Origin of the sequence: Paenibacillus sp. RU5M, from assembly GCF_900221055.1 — a bacterium.
In the GTDB taxonomy this organism is placed as follows: Bacteria; Bacillota; Bacilli; order Paenibacillales; family Paenibacillaceae; genus Paenibacillus; species Paenibacillus marchantiae.
The window spans coordinates 268,098-288,020 of sequence record NZ_OBQM01000001.1 but is presented as its reverse complement, the minus strand read 5'-3'; the positions used below and the strand labels follow the sequence as shown (position 1 = coordinate 288,020).

Genomic DNA, 19,923 nt, shown 5'->3' with positions numbered 1-19,923 from the left:
AACATTTCTTATACAAAACTACATCGTTATTTATTTGTTGATTACTTAACTTTGGGAGCTGCCAGTAGATGCTCGACAACGAAATCGATTTGCTTGTTGATGGAATAGATATCCGAGTAATAGAAGAAATCAAAATCAATCTCGATTAGACGGCCTTCTTTGATAGCAGGTATGCTATTCCAAATTGGATTATCGTTAAGGTTATCTGCCCCTTCATATACCGAACGAAACACGTAGTCTCCCATATACTCAGGAAGAACTTCCATGGACAAGGTCGAACCTGCCGCGTCGGAAACTACGTCAATTTTTTTCTGGACCGCTTCAGGTGCTTTCATTTCCAAGTACTCGTATATAGCCTGAGATCCACGGCCGTATTGCTTACTTTCTACAATGACCATCTCTTTCAGCCCACCCTCGACGATGGAGGCCGTTTTGTCCAGTATGCCTGCATCAGCAAGTTTTTTCTTGCTCTCTTCGACTTTGCTGTTAAGATTGTCGATTAAAACGTCTGCTTCCTGTTCTTTGCCGAAAATGCTAGCTATGCTATGAAGTCTTTCTTCCGTTGTCAATTTCTCATATGGGACATAAACAGTTGGTGCAATATCTTTCAATAACGTGTAAGTCTCTTCTGAAGGAACAATGATCAAATCCGGGTCAAGATCAATAACAGCCTCAGGATTTGGTTCAAACCAGGTGCCCAGTGAATTTACACCTTCAAGCTCATTCTTATATGCAGCCCCATCAAATACGTCAGACGTCGCAATAGGCTTAATTCCAAGCGCTACAACATCTCCTTGAAGATAAAGTACAACAACCCGTTTAGGATTTGCCGGGACAACAACATCACCTTTAACCGTGGAAACCGTGCGTGTTCCATTTTCGTTGTTCGTTTGACTACCTGCATCTGATGATGAAGATCCGGCTGTGCTCGTAGATGAGTTCGTATTCGTGCCTTCCCCCGTAACTGTTGTTGTTGCAGAGCCAGCGGAGCATGCCGATAAAAGCATTGTGATGCTTAAAAGTGCAACCAAAATCATGCTGGAACTTGTTTTTCTTCTTTTCATTGATGTAGACCCTCCGTCTATATATTGATAATGATTCTCATAATCAATATATCCTCGCTTCCATCTCCAGCCAATGGACGATTCGGAGAATTGTAATGGACGATCCTCTGCCAGGGTCTGGTTCCTTATTTTCTGCTGATAGAGTGTGGGGGACAGGCCCACATGTTTTTTAAAAATACGGCTGAAATAATACACATCCGTGTATCCCACTTCTGCCGCGATTTCGCGCAGGGTGGCATCGGATCGCACAAGCAGATTCCGGGCCTTGGTCAGTCTCGTTTGAATGAGATAATCAATCGGACTGTGTCCTGTCTTTCTTTTAAATTGCATAGATAAATGACGGGAGCTGTAGTTGAATTGTTCAGCCAGAAAATCCAGAGTCACCTGTTCCCTATAATGCTCCTGTATGTAGCGAAGTGTTTGCTCAATAGGGTCTGGAAGCACTGTTCTGACTTCCTGCTCTGCCAATTGAAATAACAGCTCATGAATAAATTGGTAGAACAAACTTTTTACTTGTAGCAAGTCCAGTCTGCTCGCCTGATCCCACGCTTTCTCCAGTTCATCAAAATAGCGCAATATAGCAAGAGGATTGCTCGGCGTAAATCCATATTGCAAAGAGAACGGAGCAACCTGAGGAGGTTGTGACAACCGCCATGTTTTACGACGAGTTGGGAACGCGAGAAATGCCCTGTAGAACAGCAAGTAATATTCAAACTTTTCGCTCACCCGAATATCCAGTGATGATCCTTTACCACCATGCAGAATACAGAATCGCTGTGCTTCGTGTGTTTTCCCATCCAATTTAAGTTGAGCTGCACCCCGAATGCTGTATATAAAAGCGTTTGCCGGAAGCAAATAGGATTCCTGTATCTCCCCTACCTCCATAACGATCCGGCGTATATCCAGAATTTTAACAGCCGCGTGATTCCAGCATTGCATTTGTTCGTTTAATTGCATCGATTACTCTCCAATCCCAGTCTCACCAGGAACAAGACCTTGTGCAGGTCATTATTCTTCAAACCATCCTCTAACCGAAGCGTTATAGTGGTTCACTATTATTCCTTCATTATAGATGATAATAATTTTCATTATCAACTGAATTTTGACCAGGATTCAATTTCATCAACCAATGATCCGAAAGATTTACTTTTGATCCGCTGTCTTCGTGAACCAAGCTGCCAATTCCTCGGTCTGATCTAACGTTGCAATAGGGTCAAAGTACCATGAACGATCCGGACTCCAGATAAACACACGATCATTCTTGACGGCATCAAGCGAACTCCATACTGGCTTGGATTTCAATTCCTCCAAAGTTAGGTTGTCTGCCGTTAGAATAATGTAATCACCGGCAAATTCGGGTATGGATTCGGACGAGACTTCAACAAGCTGATCTTTCATTAATATCTCTTTTTTGTCTGCCGGAGGATTCAATCCGAGAGCACTGTACACAGCTTGACCTCCACGCCCAAAATTATCACCAAAGGCTAACGGTCCTTTATCGTAAAATTGCATAACGGATACTTCTGCATCTGCATCGATTGCTTCACTTACACGCTTCTTGGCATCCGCAATTCGTCCGTCGTAATCGGCCAACCATGACTCAGCCTCTTTTTCTTTGTTCAACGCTTTACCGAAATAAGTGATCTCTTCATGGGTATTTTTCAACTCTCCATAAGGAACAACAAGCGTAGGCGCAATTTTGCTAAAAGAATCAAACAAATCAGGATCACCTGTGACAATCAGATCTGGTTGAAGTTCCAACACCTTTTCAAGAGAAATGGTTTCGTATTCACCAATATTCTCTACTCCCTCAAGTGATTTGATAAAATAGGGGTTCTTCAAGTTCATTTCCGGTGTACCGACTGGCTTGATTCCCAAAGCAATCAGGCTTCCTAAATATAAATCCACCACAATTCGCTTGGGTTCAGCCGGGACCGTGATATCTCCCTTAACCGTCGAGATGATCCGAGGCTCGGAATTGTTCGATTGGCTATCAGCCGTTACTGTGCTGGTAACACTCGAAGTCCCTTTGCTTCCGGCTGTTTCTCCCCCAGAATTACTAGTTGCCCCTGGCGAGCAGGCACTCAGCAGTAAAGTGAGACTTAATAAAATACTAAGCAGCATTCCCGTTCTTGTCTGTCTATTCATGTACAATGACCCTCCGTGTTTATATTGATAATGATTATCATCATCGTTATAAACATACCTTCCAGCTCTTCCACTGGAAATGTCATTTCGCGCCAGGGCCGATGTCAGATCAGGCCATTTTAGGGGTACAGATGTTTTCTCCTTGAACTGAAGCGGAGAAACACCTGTATGTTTTTTGAACATACGTCCCAGATAATATCCGTCCGGATAACCGATGCCTGCTGCAATCTCATCCAATGTAGCGTCGGTATGCAGCAGCATCTCCTTGGCCTTGAACAAACGGAACTGAATCAAATAGTCGATTGGACTATAACCCGTGGCCTGTTTGAACTTGCGGGACAGACTTCTGGGACTGCTGCCGACCTTCTCCGCCAAAACATGCAAAGTTAGGGGCTCAGCATAAGAGGATTCCACTATTTTGATGACTTTGCTGACCTGATCCGTAATGGAATAAGGAGCTGCAGCATGAGGAATTTGTGCTGATACTTGCTCTACAAAAGGATAAAAAAGACTTTTTGCCTGAAAATGATGTATGGGGTTCTTTTGATTCCATAAAGCGTGTATCTGTTTTACTTGCTCATACAGCACAACAGGTGACTCAGGGGCAAAACCATAGGTTAGCTGAAATGGATTCATGTGCTCCATCATGTTGCCCAAATCGGTTCTTCCTCCACTTGGCAAGCTTGATTTGTACATAAGGTAAAACAGGTTTAATCCAGATTGTCCAGCTTCAATATGCAGCACGCTCCCTTTTCCACCATGAAGAACATAAAAACGACTCACTTCATGCTTCTGGTCGTTTATGGTCACATAGGCTTTACCCTGGATGGTGAACACAAACGTGCTCGCAGGAAATTTATATGTTAGCTCCTCGGTTGGCCCTAACTCCATATAACGTATATCCGCAATACTCACAGCAGCATAGTTCCAGAGTATGTAATAATTATTCCACATTTCATTAACCCAACTCCGTTTAAATAGATTGACTAAACAGTCCTTCACTCATTGATAACCATTATCAATCATTATTAGCAAGTAAGCAACACACAAGTGAAAGTGAACTTATTACCAGCGTATCTTCATTTGCTTCTCGTAACATCCGATATATGTAAGTAGATCCACGATATAACGAAGAAGGGGAAAAGACCATGAATTCAATTTCACCTGCCTCCAAAAGCAGCTTCACCCCCGGGAGCCAAGTCTCCAGTAGAGATAAGGAAATTCAGGGACTTATGCAGCAGAAGGTTAGGCTTAATGAAGAAGTACAAGCTGTAAAATCCAATGATGAACTGGACACTAAAACCAAAGCAGCACGAATCAAATCATTAACGAGCTCCATTACGCAAATCGACACGCAGATCGCCCAGATCAAAGCAGAGGAAATGGAGGAAAAGAACAAATTAAAACAGCCTGAGAAGACCAAAGAACAACAGCCTCAGCGCAATGACGAAGCTCAACCCCCATCCATGGACCATCTAATTATGCACAGTCAGACTTACGATCAGTTAGGTAAACTGGTCGGTTTGCGAGATCGCATGAACAGCTCCATTCAGACCATTGAAGGGGAAACCAAGTTTGACCGACTGGTTCTGGAGATTAATGCTGGAGCTGGCAAATCGATGATGCTTGAGAATGCTGAACGTACGGTATTCCAGAAAAAAAGAGAAATCGTGCAGAACATCAGCTCCCAAATGAGTAAAGTAGGTCAGAAAATTGGAGAGTTGATGAAAGAGATACATCAGCCTGAACCAAAAGAATCCGTTTCGTCTCCTACACCTTCATCCTCTGTGGAAAAGGAAAATCAGGAAGTTGTTGAGGGAAATAAGGCTGAAAATAAATCGAAGATTTCCAATGCTACGCAGAATGATAAAGACCCAGGAAAAGTTCAAGATACGCAATCAAATGCATCCCCTGCCCCATCCTATACATCGCTCGACATTCGGGTTTGAACAGGTGACAGAGGTGATATGTTTCAGACCATATTAAAAAATGGATGTTGATTCACCATATATTTTTTTATAGTAGGCATATGTCTGAGCATAATCTAAAAAAGCTCCCGACAGCTTTCGAAGCACATAACGATCATTCTGCAACAAATAATGAGCACTGGCTGCGTTCTTGAACAAAAATACGAGCTCATTGTCGGAAACAAACTGGTTCACATTTATTCCACTGCTAAGAATGAAGCGCTGCAGATCTTCATAAAGTCCAATAGTATACTTATTAGCATCATTTGTAGAAAAGAAGAAATCTAAGCTGTCACTATGATAAGAACCGTTTTTAGTAAAAGTGACATTGGCTGACCAGCCATCAAAATCAAAAGTTAGTACTTCTTCACTCTTACTTAACCATTGCTCATCTGAATATTTTTTTAAATTATCAATATGAACTATTTCTTGACCAAAATAACTCATCAAATTACCTGCTTCGAGATACTTAGAAAAGATTAGTTGTGAAATTTCAGTTTTATTCAGTAGATTCATCTCCTTTGCACTTCTTTTAAAGCATTAAAATTTATTTCATTATAACAAGAGTAGAGGGATAAACGCCTCCTACATGTATAAAAAACCGTTACAAAAAGGCTATTTAAGCCCGATTGTAACGGTTTTTTAGGTTTCATTATTTATGTTAAATCATAAATTTCAATCTGCTCATACATAAGTAATCAAGAATTATTATATATCATTCCTGATCCTTTCAGGACACCTTATTCTCAATTCTAAGCTTGTCAGCGACCATCGCGATGAACTCGGAGTTCGTCGGTTTCGACTTGCTGATATTGATGGTATAACCAAACAGGTGGCTGATGCTGTCGATGTTACCACGTGTCCAAGCCACTTCGATAGCATGACGAATGGCTCGTTCGACGCGAGACGGCGTTGTTTTGAACTTTTCGGCAATCGCTGGGTACAAGGTTTTCGTGATAGCACCCAAAATTTCGATATTGTTATACACCATAGTGATGGCTTCGCGTAAATACTGATATCCTTTAATATGCGCAGGAACGCCGATTTCATGTATGATGGACGTAATGCTTGCATCCAAATTTTTGTGCTTACCCATCGGCACCACGTTGGACTTGTTCATAAACATCGATGAACCGCCACCACCGCCTGTGGAGATCGTGGTTTGCGTGCCAACCAGTTGACGTACACGATTCGCGAGTACTTCCATGTCAAACGGTTTCAGGATGTAATAAGAAGCTCCGAGTTGCACGGCACGCTGCGTGATATTCTCTTGTCCGAAAGCCGTAAGCATAATGACTTTGGGCTGTGGAGACAGATTCAGGTTGCGCAGGCGCTCCAGTACACCCAGTCCATCCAGGTGAGGCATAATAATATCCAGAATGAGTACATCCGGTACATCGCGAGTCTGCTCCAGCAACTGCAGCACTTCTTCTCCATTGTAAGCAATACCGGTTACTTCCATATCTTCCTGTTCGGATATATATTCGGCAAGCAAATTCGTAAATTCACGATTATCATCGGCCAGCAATACCTCAATTTTTTGCAAAACGGTATCCTCCTTTAATTTAAACATCGTTTCGTACATTTCCTTACAGGTTAAATTTTCGACACAGGGGAGGAAATTCCTTCTGTCGAAAATTATTTTTCTTTATTTTTTTTTCTCATTGCTATATAATAAATAATTTATTTCATTATCCGATATTATATGTTTCCATTCGACAAAAAAACCTTAAGGAGGTTAACCCGCCTTAAGGTTTTTTGCATTATCCTTTTTCATCATGACTCCTGCATCTTGTAACATCCACTCAATGAAGCACCCATAACCTGATTTCGGATCATTAACAAACACATGTGTCACGGCACCAATCAGTTTTCCGTTTTGCACAATGGGGCTGCCACTCATGCCTTGTACAATGCCTCCGGTCTTATCCAGCAGCTTCGGATCTGTGATTCGAAGCACCAGACCTTTGGTCGCCGGTTCGGATTGGTCTGCTACGTGAACAATATCAATCGAGAAACGCTCCACCTGCTGACCCTCAACAACTGTGAGAATTTCTGCAGGACCTTCTTTTACTTCATGGGAGAAAGCAACAGGAATTCCTTTTGAATACAAACTATGTTCAGGATTTCCGGACATTTTACCAAAGATACCAAAAGCCGTATTACGTTCAATATTGCCCAAAATTTTGCTTTCTTTCAGGAAATGAGCTCGTTTTTCACCCGGATCACCGGATTCACTCTTAGAGATTGACGTTACATTGGACTGAACAATCTGACCACTACCGACAACGATGGAGGTCTGCGTGTTCATATCCGTGATGACATGTCCTAGAGCGCCATAAACGCCTTGATCCGGAGCGTAAAAGGTTAATGTTCCTACACCTGCGGCGGAGTCACGAATGTACAAGCCAAGCCTCCAGGCTTTGTCTTCCGCGTCATAAGCCGGTGTCAAACGGGTTTTAACCGTTTCTTTACCGCGTTTTAAAACGACATCAATTCCTTTTTTGCTCTTGCCTGCAAGCTCAACAGCTTCAGCTACACCCGATACACCATCAAGGCGTTTACCGTCCATATGGGTAATCAGATCTCCAAGCTTGATGCCTGCTGATTCTCCAGGGGATACACGTTCATCTTGTCCAGAACGGACCAGATGGTGCCCTACAACCAGAATACCTGCAGATTTTACTTTGACGCCAATGGTTTGTCCCCCGGGTACTACACGCAAATCCGGAATCACATTTACGTTAACTGTTTTTACCGGAATTTTTCCCCACAACTTCAACGTTAATTTGGCATGTCCCGTTTGTTGGGGATGAAGATGCAAAGGTTGTTGCTTCGTTACGTGAACTGCAGTTTCCTTTCCATCAAAACCGACGATGTCAGGACGATCCACAACAGCGCTTGAAGCAGCCGGTACAGCGAGATGAACGTCAGCCTGCCTGCCTGCAAATACCTGAAGTTCATCAGGCAATGAAGCATAACTTTGCACAGGCTGAATGGCCTGGCTGATCACACATAGAAAGAAGGCAAATAAAAGACCTAGCAATTTCTTCCTGAGGGGGGAATTCAATGGCTGTCACACTCCCTTTGCTTCTTTCGCTTGACGAAAGGTGGTCGCCAATTGCGTACCTATAAGATAACCTCGCCCCCAGGCTTTTATTACTGTCAATCATTACGCCAGCCGCTCGTTTCACCCTTTTTTGGCTTCCGCCAAATTCAGCATTTCCTGTGCATGATGCAGAGTTTTTTCTGTAATTTCCACACCGCCGAGCATACGTGCCAATTCCTTCACTCTGCCTTCGTCTGACAGCGATTCCACTTGTGTCATCGTGCGTCCGTCATACACATGCTTTTCGATGAGATACTGATGATCGGCCATACAAGCGACCTGTGGCAAGTGAGTAATAGAGAAAACTTGGCAAGTGGAGGACAGACGGTATAATTTCTCCGCTATGGATTGTGCTGCTCTTCCGCTCACACCTGTATCCACCTCGTCAAAGATCAACACCGGAATCCGGTCATGACGTGCGAAAATACTCTTCATCGCCAGCATCATTCGGGACAACTCACCACCGGAAGCAATCTTGCCGAGCGGACGTAAAGGCTCACCTGGATTCGGAGAGATCAGGAATTCCGCATTATCTGCACCCTGACGCGTAAGGCGAATGCGACGCCCATTCCATTCAATCCCTTTTGCGTCTTCAAAAGGAGTAATTTGAACTCGTAACGTCGTTCTCTCCATCTGCAAATCCTTCAGTTCACTTTCCACCTGCGCTGCAAGTTCCTCTGCACATTGTTTACGAACCCGGCTGAGTTCCTCCGCAGACTCCATGACTAATTTGAGCAATTTGTCACGTTCATTACGCAGCTTCTCCAAACGTTCATCCTTGTTCTCCAACTGGTCGGTTTCATGGCTAATTTGTTCATAATAATTCAAAATAAGTTCCACACTGTCACCGTATTTCCGTCTGAGGCCAGAAATCAGATTCAGTCGCTGTTCCACTTCTTCCAATCTACCCGGGTTAAATTCGATCTTCTCCCGATAATCACGCAACTGAAACGTCGCGTCTTCCAGCTGATAAAATGCAGACTGGAGCTGTTCAACAACAGGCTGCAAGCCTTTGCTGTCATATCCTGATATATCTTCAATTCGTGACAATGCGATACTTACAGCTTCTAACCCACGTTGACCGCTAAGCAGATCATATGCACCAGCAACACTGTCCATCATTTTCTCACTATGGGATAGTTTGACCCGTTCTTCTCCGAGTAATTCATCCTCACCCTGCGTTAGAGAAGCAGCTGCAATCTCTTCAAGTTGAAAACGGTACATGTCCAGCAATTGATACGCACGTTGACTGGATTCCTGAAGTGCACGCAGTTCTTTTTCCGCCGTAATAAATTTACTGTAGCGTTCTTGATATTCCGTTTTGACTGGACCGATGATTGCTGCCCCGTATGTATCCAGAAGCCCCAGATGACTTTCTGCGCGCAACAAACTTTGATGTTCATGCTGTCCATGAATATTAATTAATTTTTCTCCGACTTCACGGAGCATCGTTAAATTGACCAATTGGCCGTTAATACGAGATGTACTTTTGCCTTGGGTATTCAGTTCCCGGCGAATCACCAGATGCTCCTCCGGTTCACAATGGATGCCAAGCTTCTCTAACGTTACCCATACCGGATGGCTTGGCTCCATTTCAAACAGAGCCTCCATCTCGGCCTTCTCACATCCATAACGGATCAGATCGGCAGAGCTTCGTCCACCAGCAATCAGACCCAAGGCATCAATAATGATCGATTTACCCGCTCCTGTTTCACCAGACAAGACATGGAATCCCGGGTGGAAAACAACATCAACTTCTTCTACTACAGCCAAATTACGAATCGATAATGTAACTAACATCTGCAAAAACACCTCCGGATGACTCACTCAGAAATTATGTTTTTGAACCATTATATTCTAGGAAATATAACCCATAATCCGCTCGATTACGGTCACGCTGTTACTTTCCGTCCGGCAAATGATGAGTATGGTATCATCTCCACAGATGGTCCCCATCACTTCAGTCCACTCAATATTATCGAGCAAGGCAGCAATGGAGTTAGCTGTGCCAGGCAAACACTTCATTACAACCAGATTGTTTGTATGATCAATGTGTAAGAAGTTGTCCACAAGGGCACGTTTCAGTTTCTGAATCGGATTATATCGTTGGTCTGTAGGTAGCGAATACTTATATCGTCCATCGTCCATGGGAATCTTGATTAAAAGAAGCTCCTTAATATCCCGTGATACAGTGGCTTGAGTCACCTGGAATCCGGATTTACGCAAAGCTTCAACCAGATCATCCTGGGTTTCAATTTCGTTTTGACTAATGATTTCACGTATCTTAATGTGTCGTTGTCCTTTCATACATGCCTCCAGTTAAAAGTTCAATGTATTGCAATAAAACGGCTAATTCTAATTTCCATAACGTTTGCCATCCTGCAATTCGTTCATTCGTTATATAAAAAACAAAAACCTTCAGGTTCCATAACTACCCTTAGTCCAGATCATCTCCATCGTACACGTCTTCCTGATAGTCCATGAGCCTGATTACCTTGATATCCGATTCCTCCAAGTCCACATACAACAACCCTTCACAGCCGGGATATAACAATAAATAATACAGGAAGCGGTCTCGCAGGGATGGCCCAGTAAGTTCAAGAGGTTGCCTGCGACGGGACGTCTTCACCAGATATCTCTCATCATCACGCTCTGCTACATAATCAATGAAGAGCCTGCTGTAATAAATGGATTCATCCGCTTTAAAGGCTAAAGGAATCTTCATTTTACCTCCGATGACTTCATATCCTTCCGCTTCAAGCAGATCCACTGCGGGTGAATCCTGAATTTCTAAATTCAGTTGCATACCCGACAAGCTTACTGGAATCGGACGATTAACCCAATTCCGAAAGCCAGAGAACAGCCATAAAATTAAGCAGACAGCAAGTACACCAATAACAATTGTGTCATATTGCCCATCCATCATCGCTCACCTCGAAGACATATTCGAGATTCGACAACCGATTTCCTTTTAGAATGTCACCTTTCCAGCGAAAAGAAACCCATCCTATGATGAGTTTCCTGTAAAAGTATGGGCAGCTTCCCTTGCAACTTGATCTGCAAGTGCATCAAGTGAAGCCTGAACGTTCTCTTGTTGTGTTGCCTCTGGTTCTTCCAGACGCCAGTGAGCGAGAAATTCAATATTTCCTTCTCCGCCTGTAATCGGCGAGAATGTTAAACCTTTTAGCTTTAATCCAAGCTCATTTGCGAAACGAAGCATCGTCTGCAAAACGTCCTTGTGAACTTTAGTATCACGAACGACGCCGGACTTGCCGACTTTCTCACGGCCTGCTTCGAACTGAGGTTTAATTAACGCCACAATGTCTGCCGGTTGCTTTAGAAGTGCCAGCAACGGCGGCAAAATAATTCTCAGCGAAATAAAGGATACATCAATACTAGCAAAATTCGGCACAGGTCCATTTAGATCTGCGGGAGTCACATAACGGAAATTGGTTCTTTCCATTACAGTAACCCGTTCATCATTACGGAGTGACCAATCCAGCTGGTTATAACCTACATCGATGGCATATACATGAGATGCACCATGTTGCAGGGCACAATCGGTAAATCCACCAGTGGATGAACCGATATCGAGCATTACAAGTCCATTCATATCGAGATCGAAGTGACGGATCGCTTTTTCAAGCTTTAATCCGCCTCTACCGACATAGGGATGTACTGAACCCTTTACTTTAAGTTCGGCTTCCCGTGGAATCTTCATGCCCGCTTTTTCAATCCGCTCATTGTTGGCATATACCAGTCCAGCCATGATTGCAGCTTTTGCCTTCTCACGACTTTCGTAGTATCCCTGCTCAACCAGCAGAACATCAATTCGTTCTTTCGGGAGTGACATGTCTTTCTCCTATCATGTAGTAATCCTAATTAATTAATAATGTGTTTAGTTTCTCTGATTGTTCCAGTTATGAAGGGAACCGAGTTCTGGACATACCATATGAAGATTGGGCTGCCATACTGCGCAGCTCCGAACTCACATTCTCGACCGTGAGTCCCACTTCAGCTCTTTGATCCTCAATACTGCCATGTTCAATGAATCGATCCGGAATGCCCATCAGCTGTACATGAACATCATGCAGCCCTTGTTCTGCGTAAAACTCCAGAACTGCACTGCCCATACTGCCTGCTTGTGATGCTTCTTCAAGCACAATTAACTTCGTGCCTCGAACTGCTAGATCACGCAGCATCTGCTCATCAAGCGGCTTAAGGAAGCGGGCGTTTATTACGCCAACCGTAATACCTTCTCTTTTAACCGTCTCTGCAGCTTCTTCAGCAAGCTGTACCATTGACCCCGAAGCGATGATAGCATAACCTTCAGATGGACGAAGCTGTTCCCATGTACCGATTGGAATCGGAATGAGTTCATCATCAAGAGGCACGCCTACAACATTGTTTCGTGGATAACGATAAGCAATCGGGCCTTCATTATATTCAAGCGCCGTCTTCATCATATGGCGCAGTTCATTCTCATCCTTAGGCATCATCAGGACGATATTCGGAATATGACGCATAAACGCCACATCGTACACACCTTGATGCGTTTCACCATCTGGACCGACAAATCCAGCACGGTCAATGGCGAACATGACATTGGCATTATGACGACAAATATCATGTACAATCTGATCATACGCACGCTGCATAAACGTCGAATAGACGGCAAATACCGGCTTCAACCCTTCCATTGCCAGTGCTGCACACATGGTTGCTGCATGCTGTTCGGCAATACCCACGTCAATCATGCGATCAGGGAATTCCTTACTGAAAGGAATGAGACCTGAACCTGTTGGCATGGCTGGTGTTACCGCAACAATTCGTTTATCCTGCTTGGCAAGATCAATCAACGTTTTACCGAACACTTCCGTATACATCGGTTTGCCTACAGCCTTAAGCACTTGACCTGATTCAATTTTGTACGGAGAAATTCCATGCCATTTGTGTGAATCGGCCTCAGCTGGCTGATAGCCTTTACCTTTGGTTGTCAGTACATGAACCATTACAGGACCATCAACGTTATCCGCCTGTTTGAACGTTTCAATCAATTTCGGAATGTCGTGTCCATCAATGGGTCCCAAATAGGTGAAGCCCAGCTCTTCGAACAGAACTCCTGGAACCATCATGTATTTGACACTATCTTTAATCCAGCTCGCCGATTTGGCCAAACGATCCCCTATGGCAGGAATTTTTTTGAGCATTCCTTCCACGTCATCCTTGGCTTTCAAATAATGGCGATCCGAACGAATTTTGCTCAAATATTTATGCATAGCCCCGACATTCGGAGCAATGGACATTTCATTATCATTGAGGATAACCATCAGCTTTTTCTGCTCATGACCAATGTGATTGAGAGCTTCAAAGGCCATACCACCTGTAAGCGCTCCATCCCCGATCATCGCGATAACCTGATTGTCTTCACCCTTAAGATCACGGGCAAGCGCCATGCCCATCGCAGCAGATAACGATGTGCTGCTGTGGCCCGCTTCCCATACATCATGTTCACTCTCGTTACGTTTAACAAATCCACACAAGCCATTATGCTGACGAAGTGTATCGAAGCGATCCATCCGTCCCGTTAGAACTTTGTGCACATAAGCCTGATGCCCTACATCGAAAATCATTTTGTCCACTGGACTGTTATAGCAGTAATGCAGGGCTACCGTGAGCTCAACCACTCCTAAGTTGGGTGCGAGATGGCCCCCTGTAACGGACAGCTTCTCAATCAGAAACTGCCGGATCTCTGCCGACAAAAGAACGAGATCATCCTGAGACATCGACTTTAGATCACTGGGTTGTTTAATTTGTGGAAGCAGCACGAGAATCTCCCCGCTTTCCTAGATTGTTTGATTTGGTGTAATCCATATATACACAGTTTATTAAATGACATTAAAACATTATAACATAAAAGAACAAGAATCATAATTTACGGCACTATACTCCTGATAACGAGCATTTTCGCCAGCAAGGTTTCGTATGATCTTCCTCAATATGTATTCCCAAACCCACTTGGAACAGACTCTCTTCATGAAGCCCAGAAAAAGCACATTAAATTGATTACACGATTCTGGGTGATTTGAAACAGTGACGCTCAACCAAAACTAATGATCTCGACTCATCAGATAATCTGCAATCTCCATCAGTCTCGAAGGGTCAGGTAACTCCGCTCTGCCAAGTGCATCTTTCGCAGATTGCGTGAGGGACTTCACCTCTTGAAGAGAGGCATCCATACCAATAAAATAAGGGTATGTAACCTTTTGCTGATTCACATCACTTTGCGTCTTCTTGCCCATTTTCTGCTCGTCACCCGTCAGATCTAGAATATCGTCCTGAATCTGGAAAGCCAGCCCCAGGTCTCTGCCAAATACGCGCAGCGCCTCCAACTGTCCGTCTGTCGCACCACCAATACGTGCGCCCGCAATGAGAGAAAACACAATTAAATCTCCGGTCTTGTGCAGATGAATATATTGCAATTGGGCAAGATCTGTCATGCCCTGTTCGCCTTCCATATCAGCCACTTGTCCGCCAACCATGCCTCTTGCGCCAGCCAATTCCGACAATTCCTCCACAATGGATAACAATGCGTCTGCTGACACACCACTGCGACGACCTGCCTGAACAATACTATAAAAAGCGTGCGTTAAAAGTGCATCGCCAGCCAATATAGCTGTCGCTTCACCAAATACTTTGTGATTCGTTAATTTTCCCCTGCGATAGTCGTCATTATCCATGGCAGGCAGGTCATCGTGGATCAACGAATACGTATGAACCATCTCCACGGCGCAGGCTACCGGCAATGCAGCTGTACGCTGTGCACCGAAGGCTTCCGCCGCAGCAACGACCAGAAGTGGACGAAGGCGTTTGCCCCCGGCCATAAGTGAATACTGCATCGCGTCAGCCAGTGACTGAGGCACATCCCAGTGAACAGGAAGAGTCTGCTTCAACTCTCCCGTCACCTCAGCTGTGACTTCCTCAAGATACGTTTCAAACGAAGGACGATTACTCATTGACTTCACCACTTTCGTCGACGGCAGCGCCGAACGGTTTCTTGCGAAGTTCCCCATCCTCTTCTACGATCATCTCGATCTTACGTTCCACTTGTTCCAACTTCAAACCACAAAGTTGGGAAAGTTTCATTCCGCGCTGAAACAAATCGATGGCCTGTTCCAGTGGAACATCACCATGCTCAAGCTGACCTACGATGTCTTCCAATGCCGCCATTGCCTCTTCAAAATTCAATTCCGGTTCATTCGCCATGGGTATTGTCGTCCTCCTTCATTCCCCAAACCTGACAGTCCAACTGTCCGTCTGTTAATTTAATCTTTATCGAATCTCCAGGCTGTACATCCTTCATCGATTTGATCAATCGTTGCTCCTGTTCGTCATAGACAAGGCTGTATCCGCGTGACATAACTTTGAGCGGGCTAAGCGCATCCAAATGACGTACAGATGATTTCCACTGCTGCTGCTTCGCTCTCGCAATGGATCGGATTGCAACCTCCAGTTGACGCCGGGCTGATGCATTCTCCCGTCTTGCTGCATTCACCTGTTCACGAGGATTGAATCGCTGCAGCGCTGCACGCAAACGCTCCTGTTTCTCGGTTGTCCATTTCATACGTGTATCTACAGTTCGCAGAAGACGTTGTTGCAGCATATCCAGTCGCTCCGTATGCTGCATTAAGGTACGTCTGGGATGCACAAGCACAGGTGAGCGTTGCAATCTGGCCAGTCGCTCGCGATTATGAACAGCACGCTGACGTAAACTGTGCTGCAGCTGACGCTGGCGCTGAGCGATCTGATCAAGCAGCTCAGCTCGATTGGGTACTGCCAGTTCGGCAGCAGCCGTAGGTGTTGCCGCACGTAGATCAGCAGCAAAATCGGCAATCGTAAAATCCGTTTCATGCCCAACGGCTGATATCACTGGAATGGCCGAACCCACAATCGCTCTTGCCACGATCTCCTCATTGAAAGCCCACAGCTCTTCCAGTGATCCGCCGCCTCGTCCGACAATCAGCACATCGGCTTCACCCATTCGGTTCAGGTTATTGATGGCCTTCACAATGGAAGGAGCTGCACCTTTACCTTGAACGAGTACAGGATACAGAATCACTTGGGCAGAAGGATATCTGCGTTGCAATGTAATCATGATATCCCTTACCGCTGCACCTGTAGGTGAGGTTACCACACCAATCGTCTGTGGAAAACGGGGAATCGGCCTTTTCCGTGATGTAGAGAACAGTCCCTCGTCCTCCAGCTTTTTTTTCAGCTGCTCATAGGCCAAGTACAGACTTCCAATACCGTCCGGTTGCATGTGTGTAGCGTAGAATTGATATTGTCCATCCCGCTCATACACCGAGACATTACCACGAGCAATAACCCTTGCACCCTCCTTCGGTACAAAGGGCAATCGTTGATTATGGGAAGCAAACATAATGGACTTAATTCGGCTGTCCTTGTCCTTCAATGTAAAATACATATGACCGCTGGAGTGATGTGTAAAATTGGAGATCTCTCCGCGTAGCCATACATCCGACAGTACCTGATCCGATTCTAGCTTCATCCGGATGTATCGGTTCAGGTCTTTGATGGAATAGATCTTTTGATCTGCCACAGATTCGACCTAGGCCAATCCGTGAGCGCGTTTGGCCGCGATCAGTGTATTTTGCATTAACATAGTGATTGTCATTGGGCCAACGCCTCCAGGAACCGGAGTAATTGGGCCAGATACCGTCTTCACGCTCTCGAAATCTACATCTCCTGCCAGTTTTCCGTTATCCAGACGGTTCATCCCCACATCGATCACAACGGCACCCGGTTTGACGAAATCGGCATCCACAAAGTTTGCACGTCCGATAGCAACCACAAGAATATCTGCCTGACGCGTAATCTCTTTCATGTTCGCTGTACGGGAATGACACATCGTTACCGTTGCGTTCTCACGTTGAAGCAGCAAGGATACCGGTTTGCCGACAATGTTGCTGCGTCCGATGACTACGGCATGTTTGCCTGACATTTCAAGACCGGTACGCTTGATCAGCTCGATCACGCCCGCAGGGGTGCATGGCAACAGACTATCGTCACCAATGACGAGGTTCCCCACATTAACCGGATGGAATCCATCCACATCTTTGTCCACGGCGATCGCATCGATAACCGCTTTCTCTTCGATATGCTTCGGCAATGGGAGTTGAACCAAAATTCCGTTAATGGATTCCTGTTTGTTCAGCTTGTCCACCAGCGCGAGCAGATCCTCTTGGGAGGTGCTTGCATCCAGACGATGAACTTCGGAATAGAAACCGAGGTCGTGACATGCTTTTTCTTTATTACGCACATATACTTGGGATGCCGGATCTTCCCCGACGAGCACAACAGCCAGACCAGGTACTACTCCCTGTTCGCTAAGCTGTTTTACTTCTGTCGTCATGCTTGCGCGGATCTCTTGGGATACTTCTTTACCGTTAATAATAGATGCTGTCATTGTACTCTCTCTCTCCCTTATGTGAACATATAATTAAGTGACTCACAAAATTAAGACAGTTTTGCTTTAATCGTGCTGACTTCCTGAATCATACGCCCAAGTACGCCGTTAACGAACTTACCGGATTCATCTGTACCAAAATACTTGGACAATTCAATCGCTTCATTGACGGATACTTTTGCCGGAATATCATCACGGAACACCATTTCATACGTTGAAAGCCGTAGGATCTGGCGGTCTACACGTGACAGACGGCTAATCTGCCAGCCTTTCAAATAATCGACCAGTAATCCGTCAATCGCTTCTTTATTGTTCCATGCGCCCTGTACCATTTCGGTCACGTAGGTACGCATTACATCTGCATCATGAATAACCACTTCGGTTTCATTGTCTTCAGCGGCTTCATTAATCAACATATTCACGGCTTCAGCTGCGCCCACTTCATTCATTTCCATCTGATACAGACTTTGTACTGCAATTTCCCTTGCCAAACGTCTTTTCATGTCCTGCCTCCTGCAGCGCTCCCTGTGGAGCGTCATCATGCTTATTTTAAAATATAAAATCTTTGATGGAATCAGAGATCTTATTATATTGTTATCCCTTTTCACAAAAAAACCTGCAATCGTTTCCTCCAAAAAACGGGCAACCTAAACTACAGCTCTATTTTCGGAAGAAACATATTGCAGGGTTCAGGTGGCTCACTTAAAGGGACGCCAGCGATCGCCGAGCCATTGCCCCCATTCCCTCCAGGGAATGAACGAGCCCAGCTTCGAGTCGCTTCGTCTGCCTAACGTATAACCTATGAACACCAAGAGTGCAAAGAACAACATATCCCAAAAACCGATCCATACATAAAGAAATCCAAAAAAGATGCCGCCGACAATTCCGGTAATTCGGCCTCTGTGACTATCCCAAATCTCTCTCCACAGCATCAGTGAAACTCACCTCATTCCACTCGACTCTTGTAGTTAGGCGACTGGGTAACGTTGGCAATATACACGGTGACAAAAGAAACCGGGATACCCGTAATCTCATGTACATGATCATGTATTGCCTTCTGCAAATCGGCTGTCAGCGTCGGGATTGGCGTCTCGCCATCCACTACAGCGCGAATCATAATTTCCAATCCAGATTCAACCACACGAATACGAGCTTTGACATCACGTACTCCCCGGAAACGGGAAGTCGCTTTGAGACAGAGATTTTCTATCGTTTCCATCGAAATCTGCACATCACCATACTCGGTACGTTGATCTACAGACGGCAATGAAGCACGATCACGCCGAACCGAGATGTAGAAAAATCGCAAACTCAGGATAAACAAAATCGCTGCGGCAACAACCGCCGCAATAATGACGTTTTGTTCCTGCTGGTAATTCAATTCGTAAGGCAGCACACCACTGATAAGAAGTATGACTGCTGCCGATATTGCTCCAACGCTTATGCTGTATATAAACAACAGAAGCCGATCCAGTATTTTAGCCACGAACTGCACAGCCTCCCTTGCTCACTAACATGGCTTAACCTGCCCTTTGGCAAAAGGATGATCCTCCGGTGCAAGCTTCCGCTTTTTATGAAGACCTGTCCAAGACGGGATAACCCCCGGCAGTGATGCCGGGGGAATCTGTCTTCTTTTATTTTACGCGCTGACTGTTCAGGTCAATTTCTTCAACTTTCTCGGTGCTCTTGAACTGAACGTCATGAATGTGCACATTAACTTCATTCACATTCAATCCTGTCATGTTCTCGATGGAGCGCTTCACGTTCTGTTGAATTTCAGTAGCCACCTGTGGCAGACGGTAACCATATTCAATAATAACGGAAACATCCACAGCAGCTTCACGCTGACCTACTTCAACCTTAACGCCTTTGGAAAGGTTTTTGCGACCAAGCAATTCAGCAAATCCACCAGCGAATCCGCCGCTCATGCCTGCAACACCTTTGACTTCAACTGTAGCCAGTCCAGCAATCACTTCAATAACTTCAGGTGCGATCTGGATTTCACCGATATCCGTTCGTTCAAATTCTGTCGGCAGTGTACTCATAACTGTTCAACACACCTTTCGCGAAATAAGTTTGCGGCCATCCGTCAGGGCGCTGGTACTCAGGCCAATCTGGCCTTCAGAACCCTTCCGGTCCGGCTTTACC

Annotated in this window: 19 protein-coding genes; 1 reads left to right on the top strand and 18 read right to left on the bottom strand. The window is 45.0% G+C overall.

What is annotated here, in order from left to right; genetic code table 11:
• Window positions 1-41: 41 nt before the first annotated feature.
• Window positions 42-2,021 carry an AraC family transcriptional regulator gene (locus CRO25_RS01425; RefSeq protein ID WP_079694106.1) on the bottom strand — a complete coding sequence of 660 codons (1,980 nt, stop codon included), beginning with the start codon at window positions 2,019-2,021 and terminating at the stop codon, window positions 42-44.
• Between the two features lie 186 nt (window positions 2,022-2,207).
• Complete coding sequence (locus CRO25_RS01420; protein ID WP_079694107.1) at window positions 2,208-4,166, bottom strand: AraC family transcriptional regulator; 1,959 nt, start codon at window positions 4,164-4,166, stop codon at window positions 2,208-2,210.
• 194 nt (window positions 4,167-4,360) lie between these two features.
• Between CRO25_RS01420 and CRO25_RS01415 the strand changes: the two genes are divergently transcribed.
• Window positions 4,361-5,161 (top strand): FlxA-like family protein, encoded by an 801-nt coding sequence (locus CRO25_RS01415; protein WP_079694108.1) that lies wholly within the window; start codon window positions 4,361-4,363, stop codon window positions 5,159-5,161.
• Window positions 5,162-5,194: 33 nt separating this feature from the next.
• On the opposite strand, the gene CRO25_RS01410 is transcribed toward CRO25_RS01415, so the two are convergent.
• The 16 genes from CRO25_RS01410 to CRO25_RS01335 form a co-directional block, all read right to left on the bottom strand.
• Complete coding sequence (locus CRO25_RS01410) at window positions 5,195-5,695, bottom strand: hypothetical protein (RefSeq protein WP_079694109.1); 501 nt, start codon at window positions 5,693-5,695, stop codon at window positions 5,195-5,197.
• Window positions 5,696-5,909: 214 nt separating this feature from the next.
• Window positions 5,910-6,725, bottom strand: coding sequence for a sporulation transcription factor Spo0A (gene spo0A / locus CRO25_RS01405; protein ID WP_063565711.1), 816 nt, complete (start codon window positions 6,723-6,725; stop codon window positions 5,910-5,912).
• Between the two features lie 192 nt (window positions 6,726-6,917).
• A complete protein-coding gene (gene spoIVB, locus CRO25_RS01400) occupies window positions 6,918-8,249 on the bottom strand; it encodes a SpoIVB peptidase (protein WP_063565710.1) in 1,332 nt (443 codons plus the stop codon).
• A 120-nt stretch (window positions 8,250-8,369) separates the two neighbouring features.
• Window positions 8,370-10,088: a DNA repair protein RecN gene (gene recN, locus CRO25_RS01395; protein WP_079694110.1), complete on the bottom strand. Its 1,719-nt coding sequence runs from the start codon at window positions 10,086-10,088 to the stop codon at window positions 8,370-8,372.
• A gap of 57 nt (window positions 10,089-10,145) precedes the next feature.
• Window positions 10,146-10,595 (bottom strand): transcriptional regulator AhrC/ArgR, encoded by a 450-nt coding sequence (gene ahrC / locus CRO25_RS01390; protein ID WP_063565708.1) that lies wholly within the window; start codon window positions 10,593-10,595, stop codon window positions 10,146-10,148.
• A 130-nt stretch (window positions 10,596-10,725) separates the two neighbouring features.
• On the bottom strand, window positions 10,726-11,211 hold the full coding sequence (locus CRO25_RS01385; RefSeq protein ID WP_079694111.1) for a hypothetical protein: 486 nt from the start codon (window positions 11,209-11,211) through the stop codon (window positions 10,726-10,728).
• 84 nt (window positions 11,212-11,295) lie between these two features.
• Window positions 11,296-12,141: a TlyA family RNA methyltransferase gene (locus CRO25_RS01380; protein ID WP_079694112.1), complete on the bottom strand. Its 846-nt coding sequence runs from the start codon at window positions 12,139-12,141 to the stop codon at window positions 11,296-11,298.
• A 67-nt stretch (window positions 12,142-12,208) separates the two neighbouring features.
• Window positions 12,209-14,116 (bottom strand): 1-deoxy-D-xylulose-5-phosphate synthase, encoded by a 1,908-nt coding sequence (gene dxs / locus CRO25_RS01375; RefSeq protein WP_064636751.1) that lies wholly within the window; start codon window positions 14,114-14,116, stop codon window positions 12,209-12,211.
• Window positions 14,117-14,398: 282 nt separating this feature from the next.
• Complete coding sequence (locus CRO25_RS01370; protein ID WP_079694113.1) at window positions 14,399-15,304, bottom strand: polyprenyl synthetase family protein; 906 nt, start codon at window positions 15,302-15,304, stop codon at window positions 14,399-14,401.
• A complete protein-coding gene (gene xseB / locus CRO25_RS01365) occupies window positions 15,297-15,554 on the bottom strand; it encodes an exodeoxyribonuclease VII small subunit (RefSeq protein WP_063565703.1) in 258 nt (85 codons plus the stop codon). The genes CRO25_RS01370 and xseB overlap by 8 nt, the downstream gene beginning before the upstream one ends.
• Window positions 15,544-16,908 carry an exodeoxyribonuclease VII large subunit gene (gene xseA, locus CRO25_RS01360; RefSeq protein WP_079694114.1) on the bottom strand — a complete coding sequence of 455 codons (1,365 nt, stop codon included), beginning with the start codon at window positions 16,906-16,908 and terminating at the stop codon, window positions 15,544-15,546. Before xseA ends, xseB begins: the two co-directional genes overlap by 11 nt.
• Before the next feature lie 9 nt (window positions 16,909-16,917).
• Window positions 16,918-17,775, bottom strand: a complete 858-nt coding sequence (folD, locus tag CRO25_RS01355) for a bifunctional methylenetetrahydrofolate dehydrogenase/methenyltetrahydrofolate cyclohydrolase FolD (RefSeq protein ID WP_053784414.1) — start codon at window positions 17,773-17,775, stop codon at window positions 16,918-16,920.
• A 50-nt stretch (window positions 17,776-17,825) separates the two neighbouring features.
• Window positions 17,826-18,278: a transcription antitermination factor NusB gene (gene nusB / locus CRO25_RS01350; protein WP_063565701.1), complete on the bottom strand. Its 453-nt coding sequence runs from the start codon at window positions 18,276-18,278 to the stop codon at window positions 17,826-17,828.
• Between the two features lie 195 nt (window positions 18,279-18,473).
• Window positions 18,474-18,707 (bottom strand): DUF2273 domain-containing protein, encoded by a 234-nt coding sequence (locus CRO25_RS01345; RefSeq protein WP_053784412.1) that lies wholly within the window; start codon window positions 18,705-18,707, stop codon window positions 18,474-18,476.
• Window positions 18,708-18,721: 14 nt separating this feature from the next.
• Window positions 18,722-19,261 (bottom strand): alkaline shock response membrane anchor protein AmaP, encoded by a 540-nt coding sequence (gene amaP, locus CRO25_RS01340; RefSeq protein WP_064636741.1) that lies wholly within the window; start codon window positions 19,259-19,261, stop codon window positions 18,722-18,724.
• A 148-nt stretch (window positions 19,262-19,409) separates the two neighbouring features.
• Window positions 19,410-19,820: an Asp23/Gls24 family envelope stress response protein gene (locus tag CRO25_RS01335; RefSeq protein ID WP_024630996.1), complete on the bottom strand. Its 411-nt coding sequence runs from the start codon at window positions 19,818-19,820 to the stop codon at window positions 19,410-19,412.
• Between the last annotated feature and the right edge of the window lie 103 nt (window positions 19,821-19,923).